Annotated in this window: 22 protein-coding genes and 2 pseudogenes; 12 read left to right on the top strand and 12 right to left on the bottom strand. The window is 62.0% G+C overall.

Annotated features, from left to right (window positions below; translation table 11 throughout):
- The first annotated feature begins 69 nt into the window (after nt 1–69).
- The 4 genes from CRP40_RS10320 (at nt 70) to pdxH (ending at nt 5,314) form a co-directional block, all read left to right on the top strand.
- Nucleotides 70–2,316 carry a beta-galactosidase gene (locus CRP40_RS10320; RefSeq protein ID WP_027915323.1) on the top strand — a complete coding sequence of 749 codons (2,247 nt, stop codon included), beginning with the start codon at nt 70–72 and terminating at the stop codon, nt 2,314–2,316.
- 85 nt (nt 2,317–2,401) lie between these two features.
- Nucleotides 2,402–3,547, top strand: coding sequence for an EstA family serine hydrolase (locus CRP40_RS10315; protein ID WP_027915322.1), 1,146 nt, complete (start codon nt 2,402–2,404; stop codon nt 3,545–3,547).
- Between the two features lie 99 nt (nt 3,548–3,646).
- The gene (locus CRP40_RS10310) at nt 3,647–4,648 is read left to right on the top strand and encodes an OmpA family protein (protein ID WP_027915321.1); all 1,002 of its coding nucleotides are present in this window, start codon (nt 3,647–3,649) and stop codon (nt 4,646–4,648) included.
- An 18-nt stretch (nt 4,649–4,666) separates the two neighbouring features.
- Entirely contained in the window at nt 4,667–5,314 is a 648-nt protein-coding gene (pdxH, locus tag CRP40_RS10305; RefSeq protein WP_027915320.1) for a pyridoxamine 5'-phosphate oxidase, read from the top strand.
- A gap of 38 nt (nt 5,315–5,352) precedes the next feature.
- Here the strand turns inward: pdxH and CRP40_RS10300 are convergent, their stop codons facing one another.
- Nucleotides 5,353–5,586, bottom strand: coding sequence for a hypothetical protein (locus tag CRP40_RS10300; RefSeq protein ID WP_027915319.1), 234 nt, complete (start codon nt 5,584–5,586; stop codon nt 5,353–5,355).
- 146 nt (nt 5,587–5,732) lie between these two features.
- Between CRP40_RS10300 and CRP40_RS10295 the strand changes: the two genes are divergently transcribed.
- Nucleotides 5,733–6,197 (top strand): glycine zipper 2TM domain-containing protein, encoded by a 465-nt coding sequence (locus tag CRP40_RS10295; RefSeq protein ID WP_027915318.1) that lies wholly within the window; start codon nt 5,733–5,735, stop codon nt 6,195–6,197.
- A gap of 72 nt (nt 6,198–6,269) precedes the next feature.
- Here CRP40_RS10295 and CRP40_RS10290 read toward each other — a convergent pair whose 3' ends face one another.
- The 7 genes from CRP40_RS10290 to CRP40_RS10260 all read right to left on the bottom strand — a co-directional run bounded on the left by CRP40_RS10290 (nt 6,270) and on the right by CRP40_RS10260 (nt 13,775).
- The gene (locus CRP40_RS10290) at nt 6,270–7,877 is read right to left on the bottom strand and encodes an NAD(P)/FAD-dependent oxidoreductase (RefSeq protein WP_027915317.1); all 1,608 of its coding nucleotides are present in this window, start codon (nt 7,875–7,877) and stop codon (nt 6,270–6,272) included.
- A gap of 103 nt (nt 7,878–7,980) precedes the next feature.
- Nucleotides 7,981–8,655, bottom strand: coding sequence for a membrane protein (locus CRP40_RS10285; RefSeq protein WP_027915316.1), 675 nt, complete (start codon nt 8,653–8,655; stop codon nt 7,981–7,983).
- A 176-nt stretch (nt 8,656–8,831) separates the two neighbouring features.
- On the bottom strand, nt 8,832–9,533 hold the full coding sequence (locus CRP40_RS10280; RefSeq protein WP_023535231.1) for an ABC transporter ATP-binding protein: 702 nt from the start codon (nt 9,531–9,533) through the stop codon (nt 8,832–8,834).
- Nucleotides 9,534–10,301, bottom strand: a complete 768-nt coding sequence (gene livG / locus CRP40_RS10275) for a high-affinity branched-chain amino acid ABC transporter ATP-binding protein LivG (protein ID WP_023535212.1) — start codon at nt 10,299–10,301, stop codon at nt 9,534–9,536.
- Complete coding sequence (locus tag CRP40_RS10270; RefSeq protein ID WP_023535261.1) at nt 10,298–11,554, bottom strand: high-affinity branched-chain amino acid ABC transporter permease LivM; 1,257 nt, start codon at nt 11,552–11,554, stop codon at nt 10,298–10,300. The genes livG and CRP40_RS10270 overlap by 4 nt, the downstream gene beginning before the upstream one ends.
- Nucleotides 11,551–12,474, bottom strand: coding sequence for a high-affinity branched-chain amino acid ABC transporter permease LivH (livH, locus tag CRP40_RS10265; RefSeq protein ID WP_023535272.1), 924 nt, complete (start codon nt 12,472–12,474; stop codon nt 11,551–11,553). Before livH ends, CRP40_RS10270 begins: the two co-directional genes overlap by 4 nt.
- A gap of 185 nt (nt 12,475–12,659) precedes the next feature.
- Entirely contained in the window at nt 12,660–13,775 is a 1,116-nt protein-coding gene (locus CRP40_RS10260; protein WP_027915315.1) for a branched-chain amino acid ABC transporter substrate-binding protein, read from the bottom strand.
- Between the two features lie 355 nt (nt 13,776–14,130).
- On the opposite strand from CRP40_RS10260, the gene CRP40_RS10250 reads away from it, so the two are divergent.
- Both CRP40_RS10250 and CRP40_RS10245 read left to right on the top strand, forming a co-directional pair.
- On the top strand, nt 14,131–14,430 hold the full coding sequence (locus CRP40_RS10250; RefSeq protein WP_027915314.1) for a DUF2288 domain-containing protein: 300 nt from the start codon (nt 14,131–14,133) through the stop codon (nt 14,428–14,430).
- 197 nt (nt 14,431–14,627) lie between these two features.
- Nucleotides 14,628–15,521 carry an NAD(P)-dependent oxidoreductase gene (locus CRP40_RS10245; RefSeq protein WP_027915313.1) on the top strand — a complete coding sequence of 298 codons (894 nt, stop codon included), beginning with the start codon at nt 14,628–14,630 and terminating at the stop codon, nt 15,519–15,521.
- Between the two features lie 94 nt (nt 15,522–15,615).
- On the opposite strand, the gene rapA is transcribed toward CRP40_RS10245, so the two are convergent.
- Complete coding sequence (gene rapA / locus CRP40_RS10240) at nt 15,616–18,462, bottom strand: RNA polymerase-associated protein RapA (protein ID WP_027915312.1); 2,847 nt, start codon at nt 18,460–18,462, stop codon at nt 15,616–15,618.
- A gap of 159 nt (nt 18,463–18,621) precedes the next feature.
- On the opposite strand from rapA, the pseudogene CRP40_RS10235 reads away from it, so the two are divergent.
- The 5 genes and pseudogenes from CRP40_RS10235 (at nt 18,622) to CRP40_RS10220 (ending at nt 20,703) form a co-directional block, all read left to right on the top strand.
- Nucleotides 18,622–19,313 (top strand): annotated as a pseudogene (locus tag CRP40_RS10235) (hypothetical protein).
- A gap of 61 nt (nt 19,314–19,374) precedes the next feature.
- On the top strand, nt 19,375–19,710 hold the full coding sequence (locus CRP40_RS10230) for a hypothetical protein (RefSeq protein WP_027915311.1): 336 nt from the start codon (nt 19,375–19,377) through the stop codon (nt 19,708–19,710).
- Nucleotides 19,711–19,775: 65 nt separating this feature from the next.
- Nucleotides 19,776–19,934 (top strand): hypothetical protein, encoded by a 159-nt coding sequence (locus tag CRP40_RS22000; protein WP_088523537.1) that lies wholly within the window; start codon nt 19,776–19,778, stop codon nt 19,932–19,934.
- Nucleotides 19,935–20,069: 135 nt separating this feature from the next.
- A complete protein-coding gene (gene ccoM / locus CRP40_RS22345) occupies nt 20,070–20,186 on the top strand; it encodes a cytochrome c oxidase subunit CcoM (protein ID WP_023535213.1) in 117 nt (38 codons plus the stop codon).
- 169 nt (nt 20,187–20,355) lie between these two features.
- The gene (locus CRP40_RS10220; RefSeq protein WP_027915310.1) at nt 20,356–20,703 is read left to right on the top strand and encodes a DUF2025 family protein; all 348 of its coding nucleotides are present in this window, start codon (nt 20,356–20,358) and stop codon (nt 20,701–20,703) included.
- Here CRP40_RS10220 and CRP40_RS10215 read toward each other — a convergent pair.
- The 3 genes and pseudogenes from CRP40_RS10215 to CRP40_RS22100 form a co-directional block, all read right to left on the bottom strand.
- Nucleotides 20,684–21,781 carry a diguanylate cyclase gene (locus CRP40_RS10215; RefSeq protein ID WP_050587338.1) on the bottom strand — a complete coding sequence of 366 codons (1,098 nt, stop codon included), beginning with the start codon at nt 21,779–21,781 and terminating at the stop codon, nt 20,684–20,686. The two genes, CRP40_RS10220 and CRP40_RS10215, sit on opposite strands and share 20 nt — an antisense overlap.
- A 238-nt stretch (nt 21,782–22,019) precedes the next feature.
- Entirely contained in the window at nt 22,020–22,916 is an 897-nt protein-coding gene (locus CRP40_RS10210) for a formate/nitrite transporter family protein (RefSeq protein WP_027915309.1), read from the bottom strand.
- A 183-nt stretch (nt 22,917–23,099) separates the two neighbouring features.
- Nucleotides 23,100–23,367: pseudogene (locus CRP40_RS22100) on the bottom strand (hypothetical protein); the annotation flags it as partial.

The raw sequence follows: 23,367 nt of genomic DNA, 5'->3' as shown, positions 1-23,367 counted from the left end.
CGCTTGCGCCGGCACGTTGTCCAACCTCAGTCGTGGGCCATGAGGGCCCTGAAGGAGAGACTCCGCCCTATGGTTCGCCGTACCTTGCCCGCTGTCATCGCTTTGCTGTTGAGCCCGCCGTTGCTGGCGGGGCAGCAGACGTTGTTCAGCTTCGTGCGCCCGGCCTCAGTGGTCAATGTCGAAACCGTGGACGCCGGCATGCCCCAGTACAACGCCGAGCAGACCGCTCAGGGCGAGGTGTTGCGACGCGTGGTGTTCAACGCTGCCGAGCGTCCGACCTTGCGCATGAGCCCACAGAGCGGCACTTGGGACTGGTCTTCCGGCCGCTACCTGACCCTGCGTCTGCAGAACGCGATGGCCTGGGCGCTGACCTTGGATGTGACGGTGCAGGGCAATGACGGCCGTACATTGATCAGCCGCATCGACTTGCCGGCAGGGCCTGCGCAAACGGTGATGGTGCCGTTGACGGCGCGTTCGCCCCTGCAGGAAGGGCTGCGTGCGGGCCCGCCCATGCCGTGGAGCTTTAGCGGCCAGCGCGTGCTGCTCGGCAGCAGCACGGGCGCGGTGGACCTTGCACAGGTCGCTGCGGTCAGCCTGAGCATCCCTGCCCCCAAGGCAGCCCAAAGCCTGCTGATCGAACGCATGGGCATCCAGGATGACGACCAGGCATGGCAAGCGGCCTACCACGAACTCATCGATGCCTACGGGCAGTCCACGCGCGGCACGTGGCCTGAGAAAGTGACCAGCGACGAGCAACTCAAGGCGAGCGCCGGGCGCGAACAGCAGCAGATCAAGGGGTGGCTGGCCGAGCGTGAAAAGCAGCCACTGGATACCTATGGCGGCGTGACAGCGGGCACGCCCTTCGAGGCGACCGGGTTCTTTCGCACCGAAAAACGTGAGGGGCGCTGGTACCTGGTCACGCCGCTGGGCCACCCGTTCTACTCCCTGGGCGTCAATGCCGTGGCCGCAGATGGCGGGCGCACCTATGTGGCGGGTCGCGAGGCCATGTTCAAGGCGCTGCCGCAACAAGGCGAGCCCTTGTCCGCCTTCTATGGCGAGGGCAACAACGATGATGGCAATGCCTCGTCCCAGGGGCGCGCCTTCAAGAAGGGGCGCTGGTTCGACTTCTACGCCGCCAATCTCGAACGCACCCACGCAGCCCCTTGCCAGGTGGCCGACCCGCAGGCGTCAGCGCAGCCGGTCAATTGCCCGCCCGCCAAGTTGGACAGCGCCCGCTGGCAGCGCCATACGCTCGACCGGCTGCAGGCCTGGGGCTTCAATACACTGGGCAACTGGAGCGATGCGGCCCTGGTCGAGCAGCAGCGCGTGCCCTATACCTTGCCGCTGTCCATCGTGGGCGATTACGCGAGCATCAGCACCGGCATGGATTGGTGGGGCCGGATGCCCGATCCCTTCGACCCACGCTTTGCCATGGCCACCGAGCGGGCCGTGGCCATCGCCGCCCGCGATCACCGCGATGACCCTTGGCTCATCGGTTACTTTGCCGACAACGAGCTGGCCTGGGCGGCCCCGGGCGATGACCCGAAGGCGCGCTATGGGCTGGCCTACGGCACCTTGCGCCTGACCACCGACGTACCGGCCAAGCGCGCTTTCCTCAAGCAGTTGCGTGACAAGTACCGAAACCAGGAGGGCTTGTCCAAGGCCTGGGGCATCGAACTGGCGGCCTGGGAGCTGATGGAAGACCCTGGTTTCGAGGCGCCACTGCCCAGCGCGGAACACCCGGAAATCGAGCGTGACTACCAGTATTTCCAGCAGGTGTTCGCCCAGACCTATTTCAAGACCCTCTCCGACTCGCTCAAGTGGCATGCCCCCAACCACCTCTTGCTGGGCGGTCGGTTTGCCGTGAGTACACCCGAAGCGGTCAAGGCCTGCGCCGAGTTCTGCGATGTGCTCAGCTTCAACTTCTATACCCTCAAGCCTCAGGATGGCTATGACTTCGCGCGCCTGGCAGAGCTGGACAAGCCGGTGCTGGTGTCCGAGTTCCAGTTCGGCTCGCGCGATCGCGGGCCTTTCTGGCCGGGGCCGGTGGAGGTCGCGCGTGAGGAAGACCGCGGGCCTGCCTATGGCAATTTCCTCAAGGCGGCGCTCGCCCAGCCCATGATCGTTGGCGCCCATTGGTTCCAGTACCTCGATCAGCCTGCCAGCGGCCGTTTGCTGGACGCAGAGAACGGACACCTGGGGTTGGTTGCCATCACCGACGTGGCTTACCCAGGCTTCGTCCAGGCCGTGCGCAAGAGCAATCTGGAGGCATTGGACCAGTTGCGCACTCGCAGCCAAGCACCCGCGTCGCCGTGACGTGTGATGCGCGCCTGTAGGCAAAAGGCCGAACTACTGAAACAATGCAGGCCCTTTTGCCAACATGCCGCATGGAGAACACAGGGTGCAGATTCAGGGTCATTTCGAGCTGAAATTCGAAGCAGTGCGCGAGGCCTTCGCGGCGCTGTTCGATGATCCCCAGGAACGCGGGGCTGCGCTGTGCATCCAGGTGGGTGGTGAAACGGTAGTGGACCTGTGGGCGGGCACCGCCGACAAGGATGGCCAGCAGCCATGGCACAGCGATACCATCGCCAATCTGTTTTCCTGCACCAAGCCCTTTGCCGCCGTCACCGCCTTGCAGTTGGTGGGCGAGGGTAAACTTGAACTCGATGCCCCGGTAGCGCGTTACTGGCCTGAGTTCGGTCAGGCGGGCAAAGAGGCCATCACGCTGAGGCAACTGCTTAGCCACCGTGCCGGGCTGCCTGCGATTCGCGAATTGCTGCCGGCCCAGGCCCTCTACGACTGGCAGGCAATGGTCGATGCCCTGGCCGCGCAAACGCCGTGGTGGACACCGGGCAGCGAGCACGGCTACGCCGCCATCACCTTTGGCTGGCTGATCGGCGAGTTGATTCGTCGCGCCGATGGGCGCGGTCCAGGCGACTCGATCGTGGCGCGTACGGCGCGGCCGCTGGGGCTGGACTTCCATGTCGGGCTGGCTGACGAGGAGTTCTATCGGGTAGCCCATATCGCGCGTGGCAAAGGCAACCCCGGTGACGCCGCTGCCCAGCGCTTGCTGCAGGTCACGCTGCGCGAGCCCGAGGCATTGTCCACAAGGGCGTTTACCAACCCGCCCGCCATTCTGACCAGTACCAATAAACCGGAATGGCGGCGCATGCAACAACCTGCTGCCAATGGCCATGGCAATGCCCGGAGCCTGGCTGGGTTCTATGCAGGCCTGCTCGATGGCAGCCTGCTGGAGTCGGACCTGCTGGAGGCGTTCACCCGCCAACACAGCCTGGGCCAGGACCGGACCTTGCTGACCCAGACGCGCTTTGGCCTAGGGTGCATGCTCGACCAGCCCGATGTGGCCAATGCCACCTTCGGCCTGGGCGCTCGCGCATTCGGTCACCCCGGTGCCGGGGGCTCGGTCGGATTTGCCGATCCGGAGCGAGATGTGGCTTTTGGCTTTGTCGTCAATACCTTGGGGCCCTATGTGCTGATGGACCCTCGTGCCCAGAAACTGGTGCGCGTGCTTGGGCAATGCCTTTGATCGGTTAGTGCGGGTATTGACCAGCCTCTTTGACTATCCTCAATGCCGACGCCTCAAGAGTGTGGGCAAAATTCCTTTCTAATTCATGGTGTATCGCTGATGTCTTCACATAAAACCTTAGCACTCGCCCTGTGCCTGACCGCTGTCACCGGCTGCGCCAGCCATCCCGAGGGTTCTGCCAAGAGCGCCAGTTCAAGCTGGTGGCCATTCGGCTCGGACAAGGTCGCCGAACAGGAAGTGAAGGCAGCAGTCACGGAAAAGGTCGCCAAGGCCGACGCCAAATCCGAAAGCACCAGCCGCTGGTGGTGGCCATTTGGCGGTGAGCAGAAGCAGGCCCAAGGGCCGGTGGTGCCGAAGATCGACCAGCAGGCCACCCAGGCCTGGTTGGACGAGTACGAGCCCAAGCTGCGCGAGGCCATCAAGGACAGCAAGCTGGAGCTCGAGCGGCGCGACAACGTGCTGGCAGTCACCTTGCCAGTGGACGGTGCGTACAACCCTGACCGTCCGAACATGTTGTTGCCCGTCACCCTGGGCCCTATCACCCGCGTGGCCAAGACGGTAGAAGGCGACCCCAAGACGGCCGTACTGGTCCTGGGCCACGCCGACACCAGCGGCGTGGTGGCTGCCAACCAGAAGCTGAGCCTTGAGCGTGCTGCCTCGGTGTCGGCCATTTTCCGCCTGAGCGGGTTGCAACGTGACCGCCTGATCCTCAAGGGCATGGGCTCGGTGATGCCTCGCGCCGCCAATGACAGTGCCGAAGGCCGTGCGCTGAACCGCCGCGTGGAAATGCTGCTGACCCCACAGAACACCATGGTCGCGCTGCTGAGCAAGTATCAACAGGCCACACCAACGCCGTCGCCAGCCACCATGGTGGCCGTGCAGGATGCCAAGGCGCCTGTGTCCAAGGCTCCAGCCGCCAAAGCCCAGCCAAGCAAGGCTGCAGCCAAGCCAGCCGTCAAAACCGCTGCCAAGAAACCTGCCGCCAAAGCCAAGACCCCGGCCAAGACGGCGACCAAGAAAGCGGCGACCGCCAAGCCTGTCGCCAAGAAAGCTGCCACTGACAAGAAGGTAGCCTCCAACAGCCCTGCGAAGACCAACTGATCGTCAAGGAACGCAGTAATGACCCAATCCCTGGCCGATATGCGCCGCGATTACACCCGGGACGGCCTGGCCGAAGCTCAGGCTCCGGCCGAGCCGTTCGCTTTGTTTCACCAATGGTTCGGCGATGCCGTGAAAACAGAGCAGGCGCCGGTGGAAGCCAACGCCATGACCCTGGCCACGGTCGATGCCGATGGGCGACCACACTGCCGTGTGCTGTTGCTCAAGGGGCTGGATGAGCAGGGCTTCACGTTCTTCACCAACTATGACAGCGCCAAGGGTAGGCAACTGCAGGTTAACCCGTTCGCCGCCATGACCTTTTTCTGGCCGGCGCTCGAGCGGCAAGTGCGTATCGAGGGCCGTGTCGAGAAGGTCTCGGCCAAGGAGTCCGACGATTACTACCAGGTCAGGCCGTTGGGCAGCCGCCTGGGCGCCTGGGCATCGCCCCAGAGCCAGGTGATCGCTGGGCGCGAGGCGCTCGAAGCCCTGGTCAAGGCGACCGAGGCGCGTTTCTCCGACACGCAGCCTCACTGCCCCGAGCATTGGGGTGGCTACCGCCTGCTGCCAGAGCGCATCGAGTTCTGGCAAGGACGCGCCAGTCGCCTGCATGACCGCCTGAATTACCGCAAGGCGGCCCAAGGCTGGCACCGCGAGCGCCTGGCGCCTTGATAGGCGGGGCTACCAGATAGCCCCATTCGCCCTGGCGCTCAGCGCGAATACGCCGCCGCCTCCTGCGCAAGCCACTGAACCCGTGCCTTGCGCCCCATCTTCAACTGACGCGCATGCTGCAACCGCTGCAGCATGTACGCCTGCATGTGCGGGTCGCCACCTGCCAGTGACAGCGCCAGGTCGCGGTCCATCCACTGCCGCATGAGCATGTAGAGCCAGGCGTGAAACCCCAACCCTGCGAGGGTGGCGACCACGACGATGAAGTAATCCATGGTTATCCTTGGTCTGATCGGTACGCGCCCTGCCTGATCGCGTTGGCTGTACGCTGGCTGAATGAAAGCAATTTTATGCAGTGAGTACCGTGACAGCCGTCAATGTGCAGCGTCTAATGAATACCTGACTTATGGAGATTCTACCCATGCGTAAATCCGCTTTGCTGGTCGCGACCTTCACAGCCACCACGTTGCTACTCGGTGGCTGTGCGTCAAACTTGAGCGGCGACAGCTATTCGCGCGATGAGGCCCGCCGTGTGCAAACCGTGCGCATGGGCACCATCGAATCGCTGCGCCCTGTGAAGATCGAAGGCACCAAGACGCCGATTGGCGGAGGCGCCGGTGCCGTGGTAGGTGGCTTGGCGGGCAGCGCCGTTGGCGGCGGGCGTGGCAGCATCGTCGCTGCCGTGATTGGTGCCGTTGCCGGTGGCTTGGCCGGTTCGGCCGCCGAAGAGGGTATTACCCGTACCCAGGGTGTGGAGATCACGGTGCGCGAAGACGATGGCAGCATGCGTGCCTATGTGCAGTCCGTGCAGGAAAACGAGATTTTCCGGGTGGGCGACCGCGTGCGCATCATGACGGTCGATGGTACCAGCCGCGTCTCGCACTGATCGCAGCCCTGAAAAAACCCGATCAGGCTTCTGGCCTGGTCGGGTTTTTTTGTACCGGCAATTCAGGGCTTGTTACTGGGCTAGCATGGCCTTGGCCACCGCTTCGGCAACCCGAATGCCATCAACCCCTGCAGACAGAATGCCGCCTGCATAGCCAGCCCCTTCGCCGGCAGGGAACAGGCCCTTCACGTTCAGGCTCTGGAAGTCCTCACCCCGCGTGATGCGCAGCGGCGAGGAGGTGCGTGTCTCGATCCCGGTCAACACCGCGTCATGCAGGTTGTAGCCCTTGATCTGCCGATCGAAGGCGGGCAGGGCCTCGCGTATCGCCTCGATGGCGAAGGCCGGCAGGCTTGGCGCCAGGTCCCCCAGGGTCACGCCAGGCTTGTAGGACGGCTCGACACTGCCCAGCGCGGTCGAAGGCTTGCCAGCCACGAAATCGCCCACCAGCTGAGCCGGCGCCTGGTAGTTGCTCCCGCCCATGACGTAGGCGTGCGCTTCCAGGCGTTCCTGCAACTCGATGCCCGCCAGCGGGCCACCGGGATAGTCCCGTTCCGGGTCGATGCCGACGACGATGCCGGAGTTGGCGTTGCGTTCGTTGCGTGAGTACTGGCTCATGCCATTGGTGACGACGCGGCCCGGTTCACTGGTGGCGGCCACTACCGTTCCGCCAGGGCACATGCAGAAGCTGTAGACCGACCGCCCGTTCTTGGCGTGGTACACCAGCTTGTAGTCCGCCGCACCCAGTTTGGGATGGCCTGCATATTTGCCCAGGCGCGCCTTGTCGATGAGTGATTGCGGATGCTCGATGCGGAAACCGACGGAAAACGGTTTGGCTTCCATGTACACACCCTGCGCGTGCAGCATGCGGAAGGTGTCCCGGGCACTATGGCCCAATGCCAGAACCACATGCCGTGAAAGCAGTTGCTCGCCACTTTCAAGCACTACGCCTTGAACCTGGCCTTCTTCGATCAGCAGGTCGGTGACCTTTTGTTCGAAACGAACCTCGGCCCCCAGGGCGATCATTTCCTGGCGCATCTGCTCAACCATGCCGGTGAGGCGGAAGGTGCCGATGTGCGGCTTGTTGATGTACAAGATCTCGTCAGGCGCACCGGCCTTGACGAACTCTTCCAACACCTTGCGGCCATGATGCTGCGGGTCCTTGATCTGGCTGTACAGCTTTCCGTCGGAGAATGTCCCAGCGCCGCCTTCGCCGAACTGCACGTTGGACTCGGGTTTGAGCACACTTTTGCGCCACAGGCCCCAGGTGTCCTTGGTACGCTGGCGCACTTCCTTGCCGCGCTCGAGGATGATCGGCTTGAAGCCCATCTGCGCCAGCAGCAAGCCGGCGAAAATCCCGCACGGGCCCAGACCCACCACGATTGGTCGTGCGTCCAGGCCTTCAGGGGCTTGGGCGACGTACCTGTAGGTAACGTCCGGCGCGGGCACGACATTATGGTCGTCGGCAAACTTGCGCAGCAGCTCTTCTTCGTTGCTGGCATGCAGGTCGATGGTGTAGATGAACAGCAGTTCGGTGTTCTTCTTGCGCGCATCGTAGCTGCGCTTGAACAGGTTGAAGCTGATCAGCTGCTCGTCGCGGATGCCTAGGCGCTGGACGATGGCCTCGCGCAGTGCTTCATCGGGATGGTCCAGGGGCAGCTTGAGTTCGGTGATTCGTAGCATGGCAGGGTCCAGTATCCCGGCCGTGGGCGGCCGGCGGCTTAACACAAACCGCCAAGTATAAAGCTTTAGCCGCCTCGACTGGCAGGATTAAGCCGCCCGGTCATCAGTCATCGCGCGCGCCACCGTAATAACCGCAACCTTGAAGGGTCGTGCCATCGATGCGCAGTTCTGCGCGCAAGTGGTTGAACGCGCCCGTGGCCGGGTCCATGCAGCGCTGTGGCGCCAGCCAGAGTTCGACGCGCTGCCCGTTGGCTTCGCTGGTCAGGGTCAAGCCGCCACCGGGTACCTGCTCCTCCAGAAAGGGCAGGGCAAGCGGGGGCTGATCAGCACGGTTGAGCACCATGCCCCGGCTGTTGGCCTTGACGTCCCAATCGGGCTTGTGGCCACCGGCGCGCAGGGTAAGCTGCTTGAAATTGGGGTCGATGCACCCGTTGCTGGCGTGCTCCAGGCGGTACAGGCGGCGCAGGTCCAGCTGTCCATCGGTGCTGGCCTGCTTGCTGCCTGTAAGTCGGCCACGCACGTCGGCGAACAGGGTGTCGTTGGCCCCGGTTGCAAGGTTCGCCGCTTCCTGCAGGATGCCCGTGGCGGCGGCATCGTTGATGACGAAGCTGCGGGGTTCGTTGCAGGGCTTGAACAGCAACTGCCCACCGGCAGCGCGAACCTGGCCTTGCATGCGAGTGCTGCCGATATCAGGGTCGACGGGTTTTTCGGCCAGCAGCTGGCAGCCCGCGAACAGGGGCAACAAGGCGGTCAGTAGCAGGGAAGGGGTCAGGCGCATGACGGGCTCCGGTGTTCGAGAGGCCGTCACGTTACTGAGGCGGGCAGGGGCAATACAAGCCCGGCGAAGAGAAATAGACGGCTGTCACCTGCATGCAGCCTGCCCTGTTTGATCGTGAAGCGGGGTGCAAGCGTAGCGTCTTCAAGACAACGGGGCCCCTGCAGGCCCCGCTGGCATCAACCGCCCAGGTAGGCGTCACGCACTTTTGGATCGGTCAGCAGCCCCTCGCCCGTACCCTGCATCACCACATGGCCATTCTCCAGCACATAGGCCCGGTCGGCGATCTTCAGCGCCTGGTTGGCATTCTGCTCTACCAGGAACACCGTCACGCCGTCACGGCGCAGTTGTTCGATGATGTCGAAGATCTGCTGGATGATGATCGGTGCCAGGCCCAGGGAGGGCTCGTCGAGCAGCAGCAACTTGGGTTTGCTCATCAGGGCACGCCCGATGGCCAGCATTTGCTGCTCGCCCCCGGACATGGTGCCGCCACGCTGGGCATACCGCTCCTTCAGGCGCGGGAACAGCTGCAGCACTTTGTCCAACTGCGCCTGATAGTCACCCTTGTCGGTGAAGAACCCGCCCATGGCCAGGTTCTCCTCGACGGTCAGCCGGGCGAACACCCGGCGGCCTTCCGGCACCACGGCAATGCTCTTGCGCATGATGTGCGACGAAGGCTGACCGACCAGTTCCTCGCCCAGGTACTTGATGCTGCCGCTGTGGGCTTGGGGTGAACCGCACAGGGTCATGAGCAAGGTGGATTTGCCGGCGCCGTTGGCGCCGATCAGGGTGACGATTTCTCCCTGGTTGATCTCCACGTTGACGCTGTGCAGCGCCTGGATCTTGCCGTAGAAAGTGGAAACGTTCTCGAACTTCAGCATTTACGCTTCCCCCAGGTAGGCTTTGATCACTTCAGGATTGTCGCGGATTTCCTGGGGCGTACCGTGGGCCAGGGGTGTGCCCTGGTTGATGACCACGATGTGATCGGAAATGCTCATCACCAGCTTCATGTCATGCTCGATCAGCAGCACGGTCACGTTGTGCGATTCACGCAAATAGGCAATCAATGCCTTCAGGTCCTCGGTCTCTTTCGGGTTCAACCCCGCAGCCGGCTCGTCGAGCATGATGATCCGCGGGCGGGTCATCATGCAGCGAGCGATTTCCAGGCGACGTTGTTGGCCGTAGGCGAGGGTGCCGGCAGTGCGGTTGGCGAACTCGGTCAGGTTGACCTTGTCCAGCCAGTACTGCGCACGCTCCATGGCTTCCTTTTCACTGCGGCGGAACCCTGGGGTCTTGAACAGCCCGGCGAAGAAGTTGGTGTTCAAGTGCCGGTGCTGGGCGATCAGCAGGTTCTCGAGCGCTGTCATTTCCTTGAACAGGCGCACGTTCTGGAAGGTGCGTACCACCCCTTTGCGCGCGATCTGATGGCCGGCCAGCCCTTGGATGGGTTCGCCATCGAGCAGGATGGTGCCGCCGCTGGGCCGGTAGAAACCGGTCAGGCAGTTGAACACCGTGGTCTTGCCGGCGCCGTTCGGACCGATCAGCGCCACCACTTGTTTTTCCTTGACGGTCAGGCCCACGCCGTTGACCGCCAACAAGCCGCCGAAGCGCATGCTAAGGCCGCTGACTTGCAGAATTTCGCGGCTCATCGACGCAGCTCCATGTGGGGACGTTGCATTGGCAGCAGACCTTGCGGACGCCAGATCATCATCAGCACCATCAGCGCACCGAACATGAGCATCCGGTATTCACTGAATTCGCGCATCAGCTCAGGCAGCAGGATCATGACAATGGCAGCGAGGATCACGCCCAACTGAGAGCCCATGCCGCCGAGCACCACGATGGCCAGGATGATGGCCGACTCGATGAACGTGAACGATTCCGGCGTGACCAACCCTTGGCGAGCGGCAAAGAAGCTGCCGGCAAACCCTGCGAAGCAGGCACCCAGGGTGAAGGCCGAGAGCTTGATCACGGTCGGGTTCAGGCCCAGGGCGCGGCAGGCGATCTCGTCTTCACGCAACGCTTCCCAGGCACGGCCGATGGGCATGCGCAACAGGCGGTTGATCACGAACAGCGCAAGCAGTGCCAGCAACAGTGCAACCAGGTACAGGAAGATGACCTTGTTGATCGAGTTGTAAGGCAGGCCGAAATACTCGTGGAAGGTCTGCATGCCTTCGGCGGCGCGGCGTTCGAAGGTAAGGCCGAAGAATTCGGGCTTGGGAATGTTGCTGATGCCGTTAGGGCCACCGGTCCAGTCGGTGAGGTTACGCAGGAACAGGCGAATGATCTCGCCGAAGCCCAGCGTCACGATCGCCAGGTAGTCGCCGCGCAGGCGCAACACCGGGAAACCGAGCAGGAAGCCGAAGGTGGCGGCCATCAGGCCGGCAATCGGCAGGCAGACCCAGAAACTCCACCCCAGGTAGTGCGAGAGCATGGCGTAGCTGTAAGCGCCCACGGCGTAGAAGCCCACATAACCCAGGTCCAGCAACCCGGCCAGGCCGACCACGATGTTCAGGCCAAGGCCGAGCAACACATAGATCAGGATCAGGGTGGCGATGTCGACAGCGCCGCGCGAGCCGAAGAACGGCCAGATCAGGGCTACCACGACCAGCCCCAGAATCACCCAGCGCTGGGTTTTGGGAAGGGTCAGGTAGTTGCTCAGCGCAGGTGGAATCAGCTTGCGGTCCGAGCGTCGGCCCATCACCGAGCTCCACTGCCGGTCGAACAGCACGCGCAGGAACATCAGCACCGAGCACACGGCGATGATGCTGATGGTGAACGAGCCCTGGCTATGCACCACCAGGCTGATGCCGTCGATGCTCAGTTTCAGGCCCAGCACCGGGAAGGCCACGGCCCAGACCAGCAAGGCGCTGAAAAACGCCGGTTTGAGATTCTTGTTCATACTTTTTCAACCTCCGGGCGGCCCAGAATGCCGGTCGGCCGGAACAACAGGACGAGAACCAACAAGCCGAATGCCACGACGTCCTTGTACTGATCACCGAAGATGTCGGCGCCGAACGCTTCGGCCACACCCAGCACCAGCCCACCGAGCATGGCGCCCGGAATGCTGCCGATACCCCCCAGCACTGCGGCGGTAAACGCCTTCAGGCCTACCAGGAAACCGGCATTGGGGTTGATGACCCCGTATTGCATGCTCAGCAGCACGGCCGCGACGGCCGCCAGGGCAGCGCCGATGACGAAGGTGAGGGCGATGATGTTGTTGGTGTTGATGCCCAGCAGGTTGGCCATCTTGATGTCCTCGGCGCAGGCGCGACACGCGCGGCCCAGTCGCGAACGGGAGATGAACAGGGTCAGCAGGGTCATGGCCACGAGTGTCACCACGAACACCAGCACTTGCATGTAGGACACCAGGACTTCTTCTGCGCCGCCTGGTCCGAACGAGAAGCTGCCCGGAATCAGGTTGGGAATGGACTTGTCCTTGGAGTCTTGGGACAACAGCACGGTGTTCTGCAGGAAAATCGACATGCCGATGGCAGAAATCAGCGGAATCAGCCGGTTACTGTTGCGCAGTGGTCGGTAGGCAACCCGTTCGATGCTGTAGCCATAGGCACTGGTCACGAAAATGGTCGCGACGAAGGCAACGGTCATCAGGATCGGCAGCGAATGAATACCCATCATGGCCAGACCCGCCAGGGCGATGAACGCCACGTACGAGCCGATCATGTAGACCTCGCCATGGGCGAAGTTGATCATGCCAATGATGCCGTACACCATCGTGTAGCCGATGGCGATCAAGGCATAGGTGCTGCCGATGGTCAATCCATTAACCAGTTGTTGGAAGAAATGGTAGATCTCAGGCATTACAGCGCTCCTAAAAACCTGATTTGCATTTCGCTGGCCGGGGTACGGCCAGGAAACCGCGGGTGACGGTTTTAAGATTTTCAGGTGAGCCCGTCCCCGGATCGCGGGGGCGTGCCCATGAACCTCGTAAAACAAAGCCCACTGCTCGCACAGTGGGCTTCTCGGTCAGCTATTAGTCACGCTTGTTACTGAGGGGAGACTTCGGTCTTCGGCTTGCCGAAGTGCCATTCGTAGACCACGAACTTGAAGTCTTTGAGGTCACCCTTGTCGTCATAGGTCAGGGTGCCGGTAGGGGTTTTGAACGAACCTTGGTGGATGGCCTCGGCCACCTTGTCGGTGTCCTCGGAGCCTGCGGCCTTGATGCCCTGGGCGATCAGCTCGACGGCCGAGTAGGCAGGGAAGACGAACGGGCCGCTTGGGTCCTTGCCGTCAGCCTTGATCGCGTCGACGATCTTCTTGTTCTCAGGGTCGGCATCGAACGACTTCGGCAGGGTGACCAGCAGCCCTTCGGAGGCATTCTGGGCGATTTGCGAGATGGAGTCGTTACCCACACCTTCCGGACCCATGAACTTGGCTTTGAGGCCTTTTTCCTGTGCTTGACGCAGGATCAGACCCAGCTCTGGGTGGTAGCCGCCGTAGTAGACGAAATCGACGTTGTTCTGCTTGAGCTTCTGAATGATGGACGAGAAGTCCTTGTCGCCGGCGTTGAGGCCCTCGAACACGGCAACCTTGGTGCCTTTTTGCTCCAGAGTCTGTTTGACGGCCGTGGCGATGCCTTCACCGTACTGCTGCTTGTCGTGCAGCACTGCGACCACCTTGGGCTTGACGTGATCGGCGATGTAGTTGCCTGCGGCAGGGCCCTGGGCGCTGTCCAGGCCGATGGTGCGGAAGATCAGCTTGTAGCCGCGGGAGGTGATTTCCGGGGATGTTGCCGCCGGGGTGATCATGATCACGCCTTCGTCTTCGTAGATGTCGGACGCTGGCTGGGTGGAGCTGGAGCACAAGTGGCCGATGACGAACTTGACGCCATCGTTGACCACTTTGTTGGCGACGGCCACGGCCTGTTTAGGGTCGCAGGCGTCGTCGTATTCCTTGGCTTCTAGCATCTTGCCATCGACACCGCCTGCTGCGTTGATGTCCTTGATGGCTTGCTTGGCGCCGATGAACTGCATGTCGCCATATTGGGTCACGGGGCCAGTCTTGGGCCCGGCGATCCCGATCTTGATGGTATCGGCGGCAAACGAATGGCTGGCTACCCCGGCCAGAACCATTGCGGCGAACAGCTTGGAAATCTTGATCATAATGCTCCACTCATTCTGTTGTAATTCTTATAGTCCTGGCGGCCAGGGCTACAGACCAGGCGGGTTGCGGCGTGGCCATGCCAACGCGCAAGCCCACCTTCCCCGGAACATGTCCCGGAACTGTACCGGTACAGTGTAGAGCGCTGTCAGCGCGCTTGAAAAGCGGGCAAAAAGCGCCTGGTTTAACGGTTGTCGCTTGCTTGACACAAAAGTACAGAAAGGCGCCATCAAATGGCTTATCCTGGCGGTCGTACCCCGAAAATACGGGGCCTGATACCCAAATGCATATTTGAAACCGGGTTTTTCTGCAAAAATGCCGGCTTTTTCAAAAGCCAGATTTCCAGCGGATATTCCCATGACTGATCGAACAAGCACCCTCTATGCCAAACTGCTCGGAGAAACCGCCACCATCGAGTGGAAAGCCTTGGAAAGGTTCTGGGCAAAGGGTGACCTGATTTGGGTCGATCCCGCCCTGGATTTAATCACCGTGGCCACGGCAATGGCCGAAAACCGCAGTGACCTCTTCGATAAGTGGCGCTCTGATGGCACTGTCGGCCCGGTTACGGCAGAACAGGCCAGTGACCTGCAAACCCGCGATCCAGAGATATGGGCGGTAGTCGTGTCGCCGTTCATCGTCATTCAAGTCAGGCGGTGAATGACAGCCTTGTGCGTTTTTGGTGCGCGAAAACGCGCAGGCGCCTCTTTTGGGTGCTTGTGATTGCTCAATCGAGGTAGAGGTAAGTAACAATTCGGCGTGGCGGTAACAGTTTACGGCATGCGTAAAGGTGGCCATCGCCGCAGTCATGCAGCGCAGCATTGCCCCAGCCACCCTTTTTCAGCCAGGAGTTCCTGATGAGCAACGCATTACCCTCCCTAGGTTTCGCTGGTGTCGGTCTGATGGGCCTGCCGATGTGCCAGCGCCTGCTGGCGGCCGGCTATGGGCTGTGGGTGTGGAACCGCAGCCCGGAAAAATGCCAGGCGCTGGTTGACGCAGGCGCGCGACTGGCCGCGAGCCCTGCCGAGCTTGCGCAGCAGGTAGACATGGTATTGCTGTGCCTGGCCGATACCGCCGTGGTGCGCGACGTGGTATTTGGCGATCAGGGCGTTGCCACAGGCGGGCGGCAGGGCCAGCTGCTGGTGGATTTTTCCAGCCTGGAGCCTGGCGCTACCCGGGAAATGGCAGCCCAGCTGGGCGCCTTGTGTGGGATGGGGTGGCTGGATGCCCCGGTGTCCGGCGGCACGGCAGGTGCGCAGGCAGGTACCCTGGCGATCATGGTGGGCGGGGAGGTGGCTGACCTGGCGCGTGCTCGCCCAGTGTTGGAGGTGCTCGGCCAGCGGGTGACACACATGGGGGGCGTTGGCGCAGGCCAGGTGACCAAGGCCTGCAACCAGATGATCGTGGCGTGCAACGCCCTGGTCATCGCCGAGGTCATCGCGCTGGCCGAGCGTTCCGGGGTGGACGCCGGGTTGATCGCCCAAGCCCTGGCAGGCGGCTTTGCCGACTCCAAGCCTTTGCAGATACTGGCCCCACAGATGGCAGAGAGCCGTTTCGCTCCCATCAAGTGGCACGTGCGGACCCTGCTCAAGGATCTGGACGGTGCCGTGAAGTTTTCACGCGAACAGGGCGCAGCGACGCCGCTTACGGGCCTGGCTGCCCAGTTGATGCGGTTGCACGGCAGTCAGGGTTACCTGGACCAGGATCCTTCGACGTTGGTCGAGCAGTATCGAATCAAACGCCAGGACTAGGTGCTGACCCGGCGCGTGGTGGGTACGTTCTGCCCAGGGGCGACCTCATCCCAGAAACGATGAGGCCGCTGCAGGTCAGGTAGGCTCGCCGGGGTCAGCCTGCGACCAGCACCCGTATCGCTTCAAGACGCAGTGCTGCTTTGGCCAACATGGCCAGGCCCTCTTCGCGCTGCTTGCGCAACGCGTCGATTTCACTGTCCCTCACGCTCGGGTTGACCGCTTGCAGTGCCACCAGGCGTGCGAGCTCTTCGTCGGCTTCGGCGGCCAGGCGACGTTGGGCGTCGGCCACCCGTTGCTCGTGGAGCGGGACGATCTTTTCTTCGCCGCTGCCGATGCGCTTTGCAAGCACGTCACGCTGGGCCTGGACGAACTTGTTGGCACTGGCACGCGGCACGCTCTCGAGCTGATCGTTCAGGGTCTCGAATGCGACCCGCGAGGCCAGGTCATTGCCGTTGGCATCAAGCAGGCAGCGCAGGGCGGCGGGCGGCAGGTACCGGCCCAGTTGCAAGCTGCGCGGCGCGACCACCTCGCTGACGAACAGCAGCTCCAGCAGCACGGTCCCAGGCTTGAGCGCCTTGTTCTTGATCAGTGCCACGGCGGTATTGCCCATCGAGCCGGACAGCACGAGGTCCATGCCGCCTTGCACCATCGGGTGCTCCCAGGTCAGGAACTGCATGTCTTCACGCGACAGCGCCTGGCCGCGGTCGTAGGTGATGGTCACACCTTCGTCATCGCCCAGGGGGAAGCTGGCATCGAGCATCTTCTCGCTGGGCTTCAGGATCAGTGCGTTTTCCGAATGGTCTTCACTGTCGATACCGAACGCATCGAACAGGGTTTCCATGTAGATCGGCAGGGCGAACTGATCGTCCTGCTCGAGGATGGCCTCGACCAGCGCTTCACCTTCGCCAGCACCGCCGGAATTGAGTTCGAGCAAGCGGTCACGGCCGGTATGCAGTTCGGCTTCAAGCCGCTCACGTTCGCTTCTCGCTTCGTTGACCAGGCTATCCCAGGCCTTGCTGTCATCGCTGTCGAGCAGTGCCAGCAGGCGTGGGCCGAATTGGTGCTGCAGGGCGTTACCGGTGGGGCAGGTGTTCAGGAACGCGTTGAGCCCCTCGTGGTACCACTGGAACAGGTGCGCTTGCGGCGTGCCTTGCAGGTACGGCACGTGCAACTCGATGGTGTGCTTCTGGCCGATACGGTCCAGACGCCCGATACGTTGTTCGAGCAGGTCGGGGTGAGCAGGCAAGTCGAACATCACCAGGTGATGGGCGAACTGGAAGTTGCGCCCCTCACTGCCGATTTCCGAACAGATCAGCACCTGGGCGCCGAATTCTTCGTCGGCGAAGTAAGCCGCCGCGCGGTCGCGCTCCAGGATGCTCATGCCTTCGTGGAAGACAGAAGCCGGAATACCGGAACGCACGCGCAGGGCGTCTTCCAGGTCCATGGCGGTCTCGGCATGGGCGCAAATGACCAGCACCTTGGTGCGCTTGAGCATTTTCAAGGTGTCGATCAGCCAGTCGACCCGCGGGTCGAAGCGCCACCAACGCTCTTCTTGCGCCTGGTCCGCCTGGGACTGGAACGCCACCTCAGGGTAGAGCTCGGCGTGTTCACCCTCGGGCAAGCTGGCGTATTGCTCCGGATTGGGCAGTGAGTGAGGGTGCAACTGACGCTCAGGGAACCCCTGGATGGCGGCACGGGTGTTGCGGAACAGCACTCGCCCGGTGCCATGACGATCGAGCAGTTCGCGGATCAGTCGGGCACTGGCCTGGCTGTCCCCGTCGTTGACCGCAGCGAGCAGTGCATCGCCCTCGGCCCCGAGGAAACCCTGGATGGTGGCGTGTGCCTTCGGCGACAAGCGCCCCTCGTCCAGCAGCTCCTGCACCGCCTCGGCCACCGGCCGGTAGTGCTCGCTTTCGGCGCGGAAGGCCGCCAGGTCATGGAAACGGTTGGGATCGAGCAGGCGCAGCCGCGCGAAATGGCTGTCCTGGCCCAGTTGCTCAGGGGTTGCGGTGAGCAGCAACACGCCGGGAATGACCTGGGCCAGCTGTTCGACCAGCGCATATTCGGCACTGGCGTGTTCCTCGTGCCAGACCAGGTGGTGCGCTTCATCGACCACCATCAGGTCCCAGCCTGCCGCGAACAGCGCATCCTGGGCCTTCTCGTCGTCGACCAGCCACTCCAGCGCGACCAGCGCAAGCTGGGCATCCTCGAAGGGGTTGCTGGCATCGCTTTCGATAAACCGCTCGGCATCGAACAGGGCGACCTGCAGGTTGAAGCGCCGGCGCATCTCTACCAGCCATTGATGCTGGAGGTTCTCAGGCACCAGGATCAGCACCCGGCTGGCGCGGCCGGTCAGCAGCTGGCGATGAATCACCAGGCCTGCCTCGATGGTCTTGCCCAGGCCCACTTCGTCGGCGAGCAGTACGCGAGGTGCGCTGCGGTCGGCCACTTCGCGGGCGATGTGCAACTGGTGAGCGATGGGCTGGGCGCGGCAGCCGCCCAGGCCCCACAGCGTGGACTGCATCTGCTTGCTGGTGTGCTGAAGGGTGTTGTAGCGCAGGCTGAACCACGACAGCGGGTCGATCTGGCCGGCGAACAGGCGGTCGCTGGCCAGGCGGAACTGGATGAAGTTCGACAGCTGGGTCTCTGGCATCGTGCGGGGCTGATTCTGCCCGTCGAGCCCGTGATAGACCATCAAGCCGTCGATGTCCTCGACTTCGCGCACGGTCAGCTTCCAGCCTTCGAAGTGCGTGATCTGATCACCTGGCGAGAAGCGCACGCGTGTCAGCGGCGCATTGCGCAGGGAATATTGGCGGGTATCGCCAGTGGCCGGGTAGAGGACGGTCAGGAGGCGGCCATCCTGCGCCAGGATGGTACCCAGGCCGAGCTCTGCCTCGCTGTCGCTGATCCAGCGTTGCCCCGGTTGATACTGCTGCGCCATACTGCCTGCACTCCCGCGATGAAAAAGCCGATTATGTTAACGGATCGGCCGGGCAGACCAAAGTGCCGAGTGCACCTGAGGGTGCCGAACGGTATCGGCCGGTGCATCAGTCTAGCCGTTTCGTCGTTTCATGCCGTGCCGACGAGGGTTCTGCATCCCATGCCTGCCAAGCCCCTTTGCGTTGTCTTGAGCCTTACGGCCGGCGGTCTGCTCCTGGCAGGCTGCGAGCCCAAGACCTTCGAAACCTTGCCGCCCATCCCCATGGAGCAGTTGGAGGTGCTGGGTGTGCAGGCACCGCTCAAGAGCGTGCACTACCGTGACAGGAACGGCGAAGGCCTGTTGGTCTTGAGCCGTGTCGATGGCCAGGCCAGCGACCCGGAAAGTGAACAGGAAGTGGACAAGGTCGTGCTCAAGGCAACCTTGTACGGCCGCCGCAAAGCGCAAGAAGCTTTCCAGGCGCGCTGGCAGATCGATCAGCAAACCACGTGTCCGGGCCTGGATCTGGACGTGGATTTCTACACCGATGTCAGCGGCGTGGCCGACCTCGATCAGAACGGTGAGGCCGAGGTGACGGTGGTCAGTCATGCCTTCTGCGGAGGAGGTGTCGAGCCCCATGACATCGCCATCGAGATGCGTGACGGGCAAACGGTCTACAGCATCACGGGTCAGTCGCTGATCACCCCGGCAGGCGAAGACCCGATCGGCGGCGAGCGCCAGGACAGTGCCTCGCTCAAGGCTGCCCCGGCCTGGGTTCGAGCCATATGGATGCAGTGTGGCAGCAGGTCTACCAGCGTCCCTGGAGCGAAACTGCCTTGCAGGACCAGGACGAGGCGCAGGACGAACCGGGCTGAATGTTGTCCATGACTTCAAGGCAGCTGTGTGGTTGCCGATACAGGGGTACAGGAGAACGCCATGCTGCCACCGATCATTCCGCTCAGCGCTGCCCCGGTCACCTCGCAGCAGGACCCGGTCAAACCGACCCCGGATATAAAGCCGGTAGTGCCGGCGCAGCCTGCGTCCGGTGAAAGTGCGATCGACCTCAAGCGCCAGCGTGACCCGCAGGAACAGCAGTTGCTGCTGCGCGAGGAGCAGCGCCGGCAGCAGCAACGCCAGGGTAAAGGCAAAGGTATTGATGAACGGTTCGATGCGTTGCCAGGCCATGAGGTCAACGCCGACAATACCGTGCCAGTGGTGCCGCTGATGGGCGAGCCCGTGCGTCAGGGGCTGCTGGTGGACATCGAGGTATGAAGCAGGGCTGGCAAGTGTCTGGTTCTAGCCCCATCATGCAGCATCCGTAGCGTGTAGAGCCCAGTATGAGCCAAGACAATCTCATTGATTTCGATGCCGAACGTGCCCGCCGCGTGCATGACATCAAGGAAAAGCGCCTGAACGAGATGCGCGATGCGTTCGAACAGGCATTGCCCTTGAACGCTGCCAAGAAGAAGTCCAAGCGCAAGCCCAAGAAGCGCTGACGCTTGACGCAGGTCAACCCTGCGCCCGCCCCGTGCGCCCGTCCCCGGGCGTCATTGACCCTGGTCAATTTCCTTGCGCCCGACATTGGTTACTGTTTCCCCATCGGACAACGGCGAACAAATGGAGAGGTCGGCATGTTCTTCGACAACGTGGTTATCGCAGGGGTGGTAACGGTGGGGTTGATGGTGGCTTTCTTCGCCGGTCTAGGCATTTTCATCTGGAAAGACTCGAGCAAGCGCAAGCGCCCTTGACCTTCCTGATTCATGAGCACGCAAGGCATTTAGGGCGACTTCGGTCGCCCATTTTTTTGCCTGGCATCTGTTCCGGCGACGTGGCCCGTTGGGCACGGGCGTGGCCTGCAGTGGCAAGCGTTCCCGTGTGACGGCTGCGCAGCGCGTTCCATTGACCATGAGGTGGGGCATGACCATTACATCCCAGGATATCTGCAAGGCGGCCGAGCAGCTCAAGGGCTTCGTGGGCTTTCACGGTAAACGTGGCATCTATATCGTGCGTTTCTCCGAGGATGCCTTCGGTATGGATATCGCCGACGACAGCATCATCCCGTGCAACGAGTTCGTATGGCGACCTGAGCAGGGGCATCGCATGGCCTTGTGTCGCGAGCGACTGGGCTTGCTGATAGAGCAACACATGGATGAGCGGCTGAATGTGAGTGAGCCGTTGAAGGCTTACCTTCGCCGGCATGACCTGCCTGAGATTGTGGCCGAGCGACACTTGCACCCGGCAGGTGTCATCGCGCCAGCGATATGAAGGCAGAGGATTCGGCAGAAGGCGTCACGCTGGCATTGGCCCGATGAGTGACCATGACCCGATCCCGGCCATTGCGCTTGGCGACATACAAGGCGGTGTCCGCCTGGCGTAACCAGCCGTCCGGAGTCTCCAGGGAGGGGTCGAACGGGCACAGGCCAATGCTCAAGCTGATGCGCAATTGAGGCGTCTGCGGGTCGCGGTAGCTCGCCACACGCTCACGCAGGCGTTCCATGGCCTGACACGCCTGGGCTTCGGTGGTGCTGGGCAGTATCACGCAAAACTCATCACCCCCGTAGCGTCCGGCCTTGTCGCCTTCGCGCAGGGCGCCGCGCAACTCGATGCTGACCTGGCGCAATACCTGATCGCCGACCACATGGCCGAAAGTGTCATTGATGGTCTTGAAATGGTCGATGTCGATCAGAGCGACTACAGCCTCACCGCGCTGTTTCCTGCACCCGCTAAAACGCCTTGCCAGGAGGTCTTTCCAGGCGCCATGGTTGAGTAGCCCAGTCAGGCTATCGGTCAGGCTGAGGGTGTTGAGCCGACGTTTGTGTTCGGCCAGCTTGATCGCCAGTCGATAGCACACCCACCCAAGCGCCGCTGGATACAGCGTCAGCATCGGCAGGCAGGCGTAGACCTGAAAGGCGGTGGCATTGGGTTGAAATCCCGGCCCCAGCAGGGCGCAAGCCGCAAGCATGCCTGCCAATTGCGCCATCCCTGCGCGAATAGCCAACCCCTTGCCGCCGGCTGCGACGTTGTTCATGGTGACCATCGACAGGACGGTAACCGTCGGCAGCGGGTTGAACTGCATGGCACCGGCCCAGAACCCACCCATCAGCGAATCAAGGAAAAAGTTGCGCTGCTCGGCCTGGTAGGGCGCTTTGGACCGGGCCGCCCACTGATAGGCCAAGTGTGGCCACAGCAAGCCGTTGAAAAGCATGAATGCCCAAACCCAAGCGGGGGGAGACAGGGGTTCCACCGCAGCCATTACCGCGAAAAGCCCCACACCCTTGCCCAGTACCCGAGGCAGATAAATCCGTTTGGCAAACGAAAGGCCTTTGCCGGTGCGTGTGTCCATGGGTGTGATCTCTATCGGGGCGCTTATCGCTTGACGTGCGCGAGTATTCTGGGCCATGGCAGGCGCACGAGACATGGCCTTGCAAGCCAAATTACGGGTGATGCGAGCAGTGGGGCGAGTATGCCTGACTGGGCTGTGGAAGAAGAGGGCAAAGCTGGGCAGCGTTGTCGCAACGCCTCGGCCCAGCTTCCTTATAGAAGAAGAGGGGATGTTACTCGCACGCCTTAAAGGCAACGTTTCACTTTTGCTGATCGTCCTGGTGCTTTCGCGAGGGCTGTTCATCTTTGAGTAACTGGGACGGCGATTTGCCGCTGTCGCTGCGCACCTGTGCATGGCTGATCAGACCAAAGATGAGACTGCCGCCGATGATGTTGCCGGCCAGCGTAGGCAGGGCAAAGTGCAGCAAGAAGTTGCTCCAGGTTTCTTCACCCGCCCAGACCAGATACGAGACCTCTACCGACCCCACCACGATGTGGGTGAAGTCGCCCAATGCCATGAGGTAGGTGATGACTAGGATGATCCAGATCTTGGCGTGCTCCATGGAGGGGATCATCCAGACCATGGTGGCGATCATCCAGCCGGACACGATGCCTTTGGCAAACATCTGGCTGACGTCGTTTTCCATCACCTTACGGCCCACCTCCAGAAACGCGATATCTGTCTTGGTATCAAAGATCGGCAGTTCGAGCATTACCCAGGCCACCAATAGAGTACCGGCCAGGTTGCCGGCCAGGACCACGCCCCAGAGGCGCAGCAAGCGACCGAAGTTGCCCAGCGTTGGCGTCGTCATCACTGGTAGGACAGCGGTCAGGGTGTTCTCGGTGAACAATTGCTGCCGCGCGATGATGACGGCCAGGAAGCCGGCGCTGTAGCCGATACTGGCGATGACCTGCGCGCTCTCGCCGTCCGGCAGACGCGAGTACAGAAGACCCATGGCCATCAGTGACAGCCCCATGGACAAACCTGCGGCAAGGGCTGACCACCAGAGCGCAGCCAATGTACGTTCCAGTTCCTGATCGCCCTGCAAGCGAATGGTCTCGTGCAACACCGCCGCACGCGGCGGCTGGTTGGAACTGACCTCCTGTTGTTCGTCTGCCGACAGGCCCGGGGTTTTCTCGCTTTGCGCCTCGCTCATTACCGCTACGCTCCGTGGTGGGTTTATCTACAGATTCACTGCAGCCTCATTAAGTTGCGGGGAGTGGGGCGCTGCGAGCGCAAAAGTTTTTAAATCAAAGGGTTGACTCCAGATTCAAAGCGCGTATTATTCGCCACCTCGCAGCGAGTAACGCAGCGGGGAAGTCGGTCAGCGGTTGAAGTTTCAAGTCTTCGAGTAAGGCGCTTCAGAAAACTTCAAAATAAACGCTTGACAGGCAGTGAGGAAAGCGTAGAATGCGCGCCTCGGTTGAGACGAAACACTCTTAGCCAAACGCTCTTTAACAAATCGAATCAAGCAATTCGTGTGGGTGCTTGTGAGTACGGACTGATAGTCAGAAAGATTATCAGCATCACAAGTGACCATGCGAGAAATCACATAGTCATTTGAGATTGCTGAGCCAAGTTTAGGGTTTCTTAAAAACCCAAGCAGT

Origin of the sequence: Pseudomonas sp. URMO17WK12:I9, from assembly GCF_900230165.1 — a bacterium.
GTDB classification, from domain to species: Bacteria; Pseudomonadota; Gammaproteobacteria; order Pseudomonadales; family Pseudomonadaceae; genus Aquipseudomonas; species Aquipseudomonas fulva.
This window is presented reverse-complemented; position numbering and strand designations above follow the sequence as displayed.

Coding starts and splice junctions, on each gene's coding strand:
- CRP40_RS10260 (WP_027915315.1), bottom strand. CDS start 13,775: ATGATCAAGATTTCCAAGCTGTTCGCCGCAATGGTTCTGGCCGGGGTA.
- CRP40_RS10220 (WP_027915310.1), top strand. CDS start 20,356: ATGACCATTACATCCCAGGATATCTGCAAGGCGGCCGAGCAGCTCAAG.
- livH (WP_023535272.1), bottom strand. CDS start 12,474: ATGCCTGAGATCTACCATTTCTTCCAACAACTGGTTAATGGATTGACC.
- CRP40_RS10215 (WP_050587338.1), bottom strand. CDS start 21,781: ATGGACACACGCACCGGCAAAGGCCTTTCGTTTGCCAAACGGATTTAT.
- CRP40_RS10230 (WP_027915311.1), top strand. CDS start 19,375: ATGCTGCCACCGATCATTCCGCTCAGCGCTGCCCCGGTCACCTCGCAG.
- CRP40_RS10290 (WP_027915317.1), bottom strand. CDS start 7,877: ATGCTACGAATCACCGAACTCAAGCTGCCCCTGGACCATCCCGATGAA.
- rapA (WP_027915312.1), bottom strand. CDS start 18,462: ATGGCGCAGCAGTATCAACCGGGGCAACGCTGGATCAGCGACAGCGAG.
- pdxH (WP_027915320.1), top strand. CDS start 4,667: ATGACCCAATCCCTGGCCGATATGCGCCGCGATTACACCCGGGACGGC.
- ccoM (WP_023535213.1), top strand. CDS start 20,070: ATGTTCTTCGACAACGTGGTTATCGCAGGGGTGGTAACGGTGGGGTTG.
- CRP40_RS10285 (WP_027915316.1), bottom strand. CDS start 8,655: ATGCGCCTGACCCCTTCCCTGCTACTGACCGCCTTGTTGCCCCTGTTC.
- CRP40_RS10245 (WP_027915313.1), top strand. CDS start 14,628: ATGAGCAACGCATTACCCTCCCTAGGTTTCGCTGGTGTCGGTCTGATG.
- CRP40_RS22000 (WP_088523537.1), top strand. CDS start 19,776: ATGAGCCAAGACAATCTCATTGATTTCGATGCCGAACGTGCCCGCCGC.
- CRP40_RS10280 (WP_023535231.1), bottom strand. CDS start 9,533: ATGCTGAAGTTCGAGAACGTTTCCACTTTCTACGGCAAGATCCAGGCG.
- CRP40_RS10300 (WP_027915319.1), bottom strand. CDS start 5,586: ATGGATTACTTCATCGTCGTGGTCGCCACCCTCGCAGGGTTGGGGTTT.
- CRP40_RS10310 (WP_027915321.1), top strand. CDS start 3,647: ATGTCTTCACATAAAACCTTAGCACTCGCCCTGTGCCTGACCGCTGTC.
- livG (WP_023535212.1), bottom strand. CDS start 10,301: ATGAGCCGCGAAATTCTGCAAGTCAGCGGCCTTAGCATGCGCTTCGGC.
- CRP40_RS10250 (WP_027915314.1), top strand. CDS start 14,131: ATGACTGATCGAACAAGCACCCTCTATGCCAAACTGCTCGGAGAAACC.
- CRP40_RS10270 (WP_023535261.1), bottom strand. CDS start 11,554: ATGAACAAGAATCTCAAACCGGCGTTTTTCAGCGCCTTGCTGGTCTGG.
- CRP40_RS10320 (WP_027915323.1), top strand. CDS start 70: ATGGTTCGCCGTACCTTGCCCGCTGTCATCGCTTTGCTGTTGAGCCCG.
- CRP40_RS10210 (WP_027915309.1), bottom strand. CDS start 22,916: ATGAGCGAGGCGCAAAGCGAGAAAACCCCGGGCCTGTCGGCAGACGAA.
- CRP40_RS10295 (WP_027915318.1), top strand. CDS start 5,733: ATGCGTAAATCCGCTTTGCTGGTCGCGACCTTCACAGCCACCACGTTG.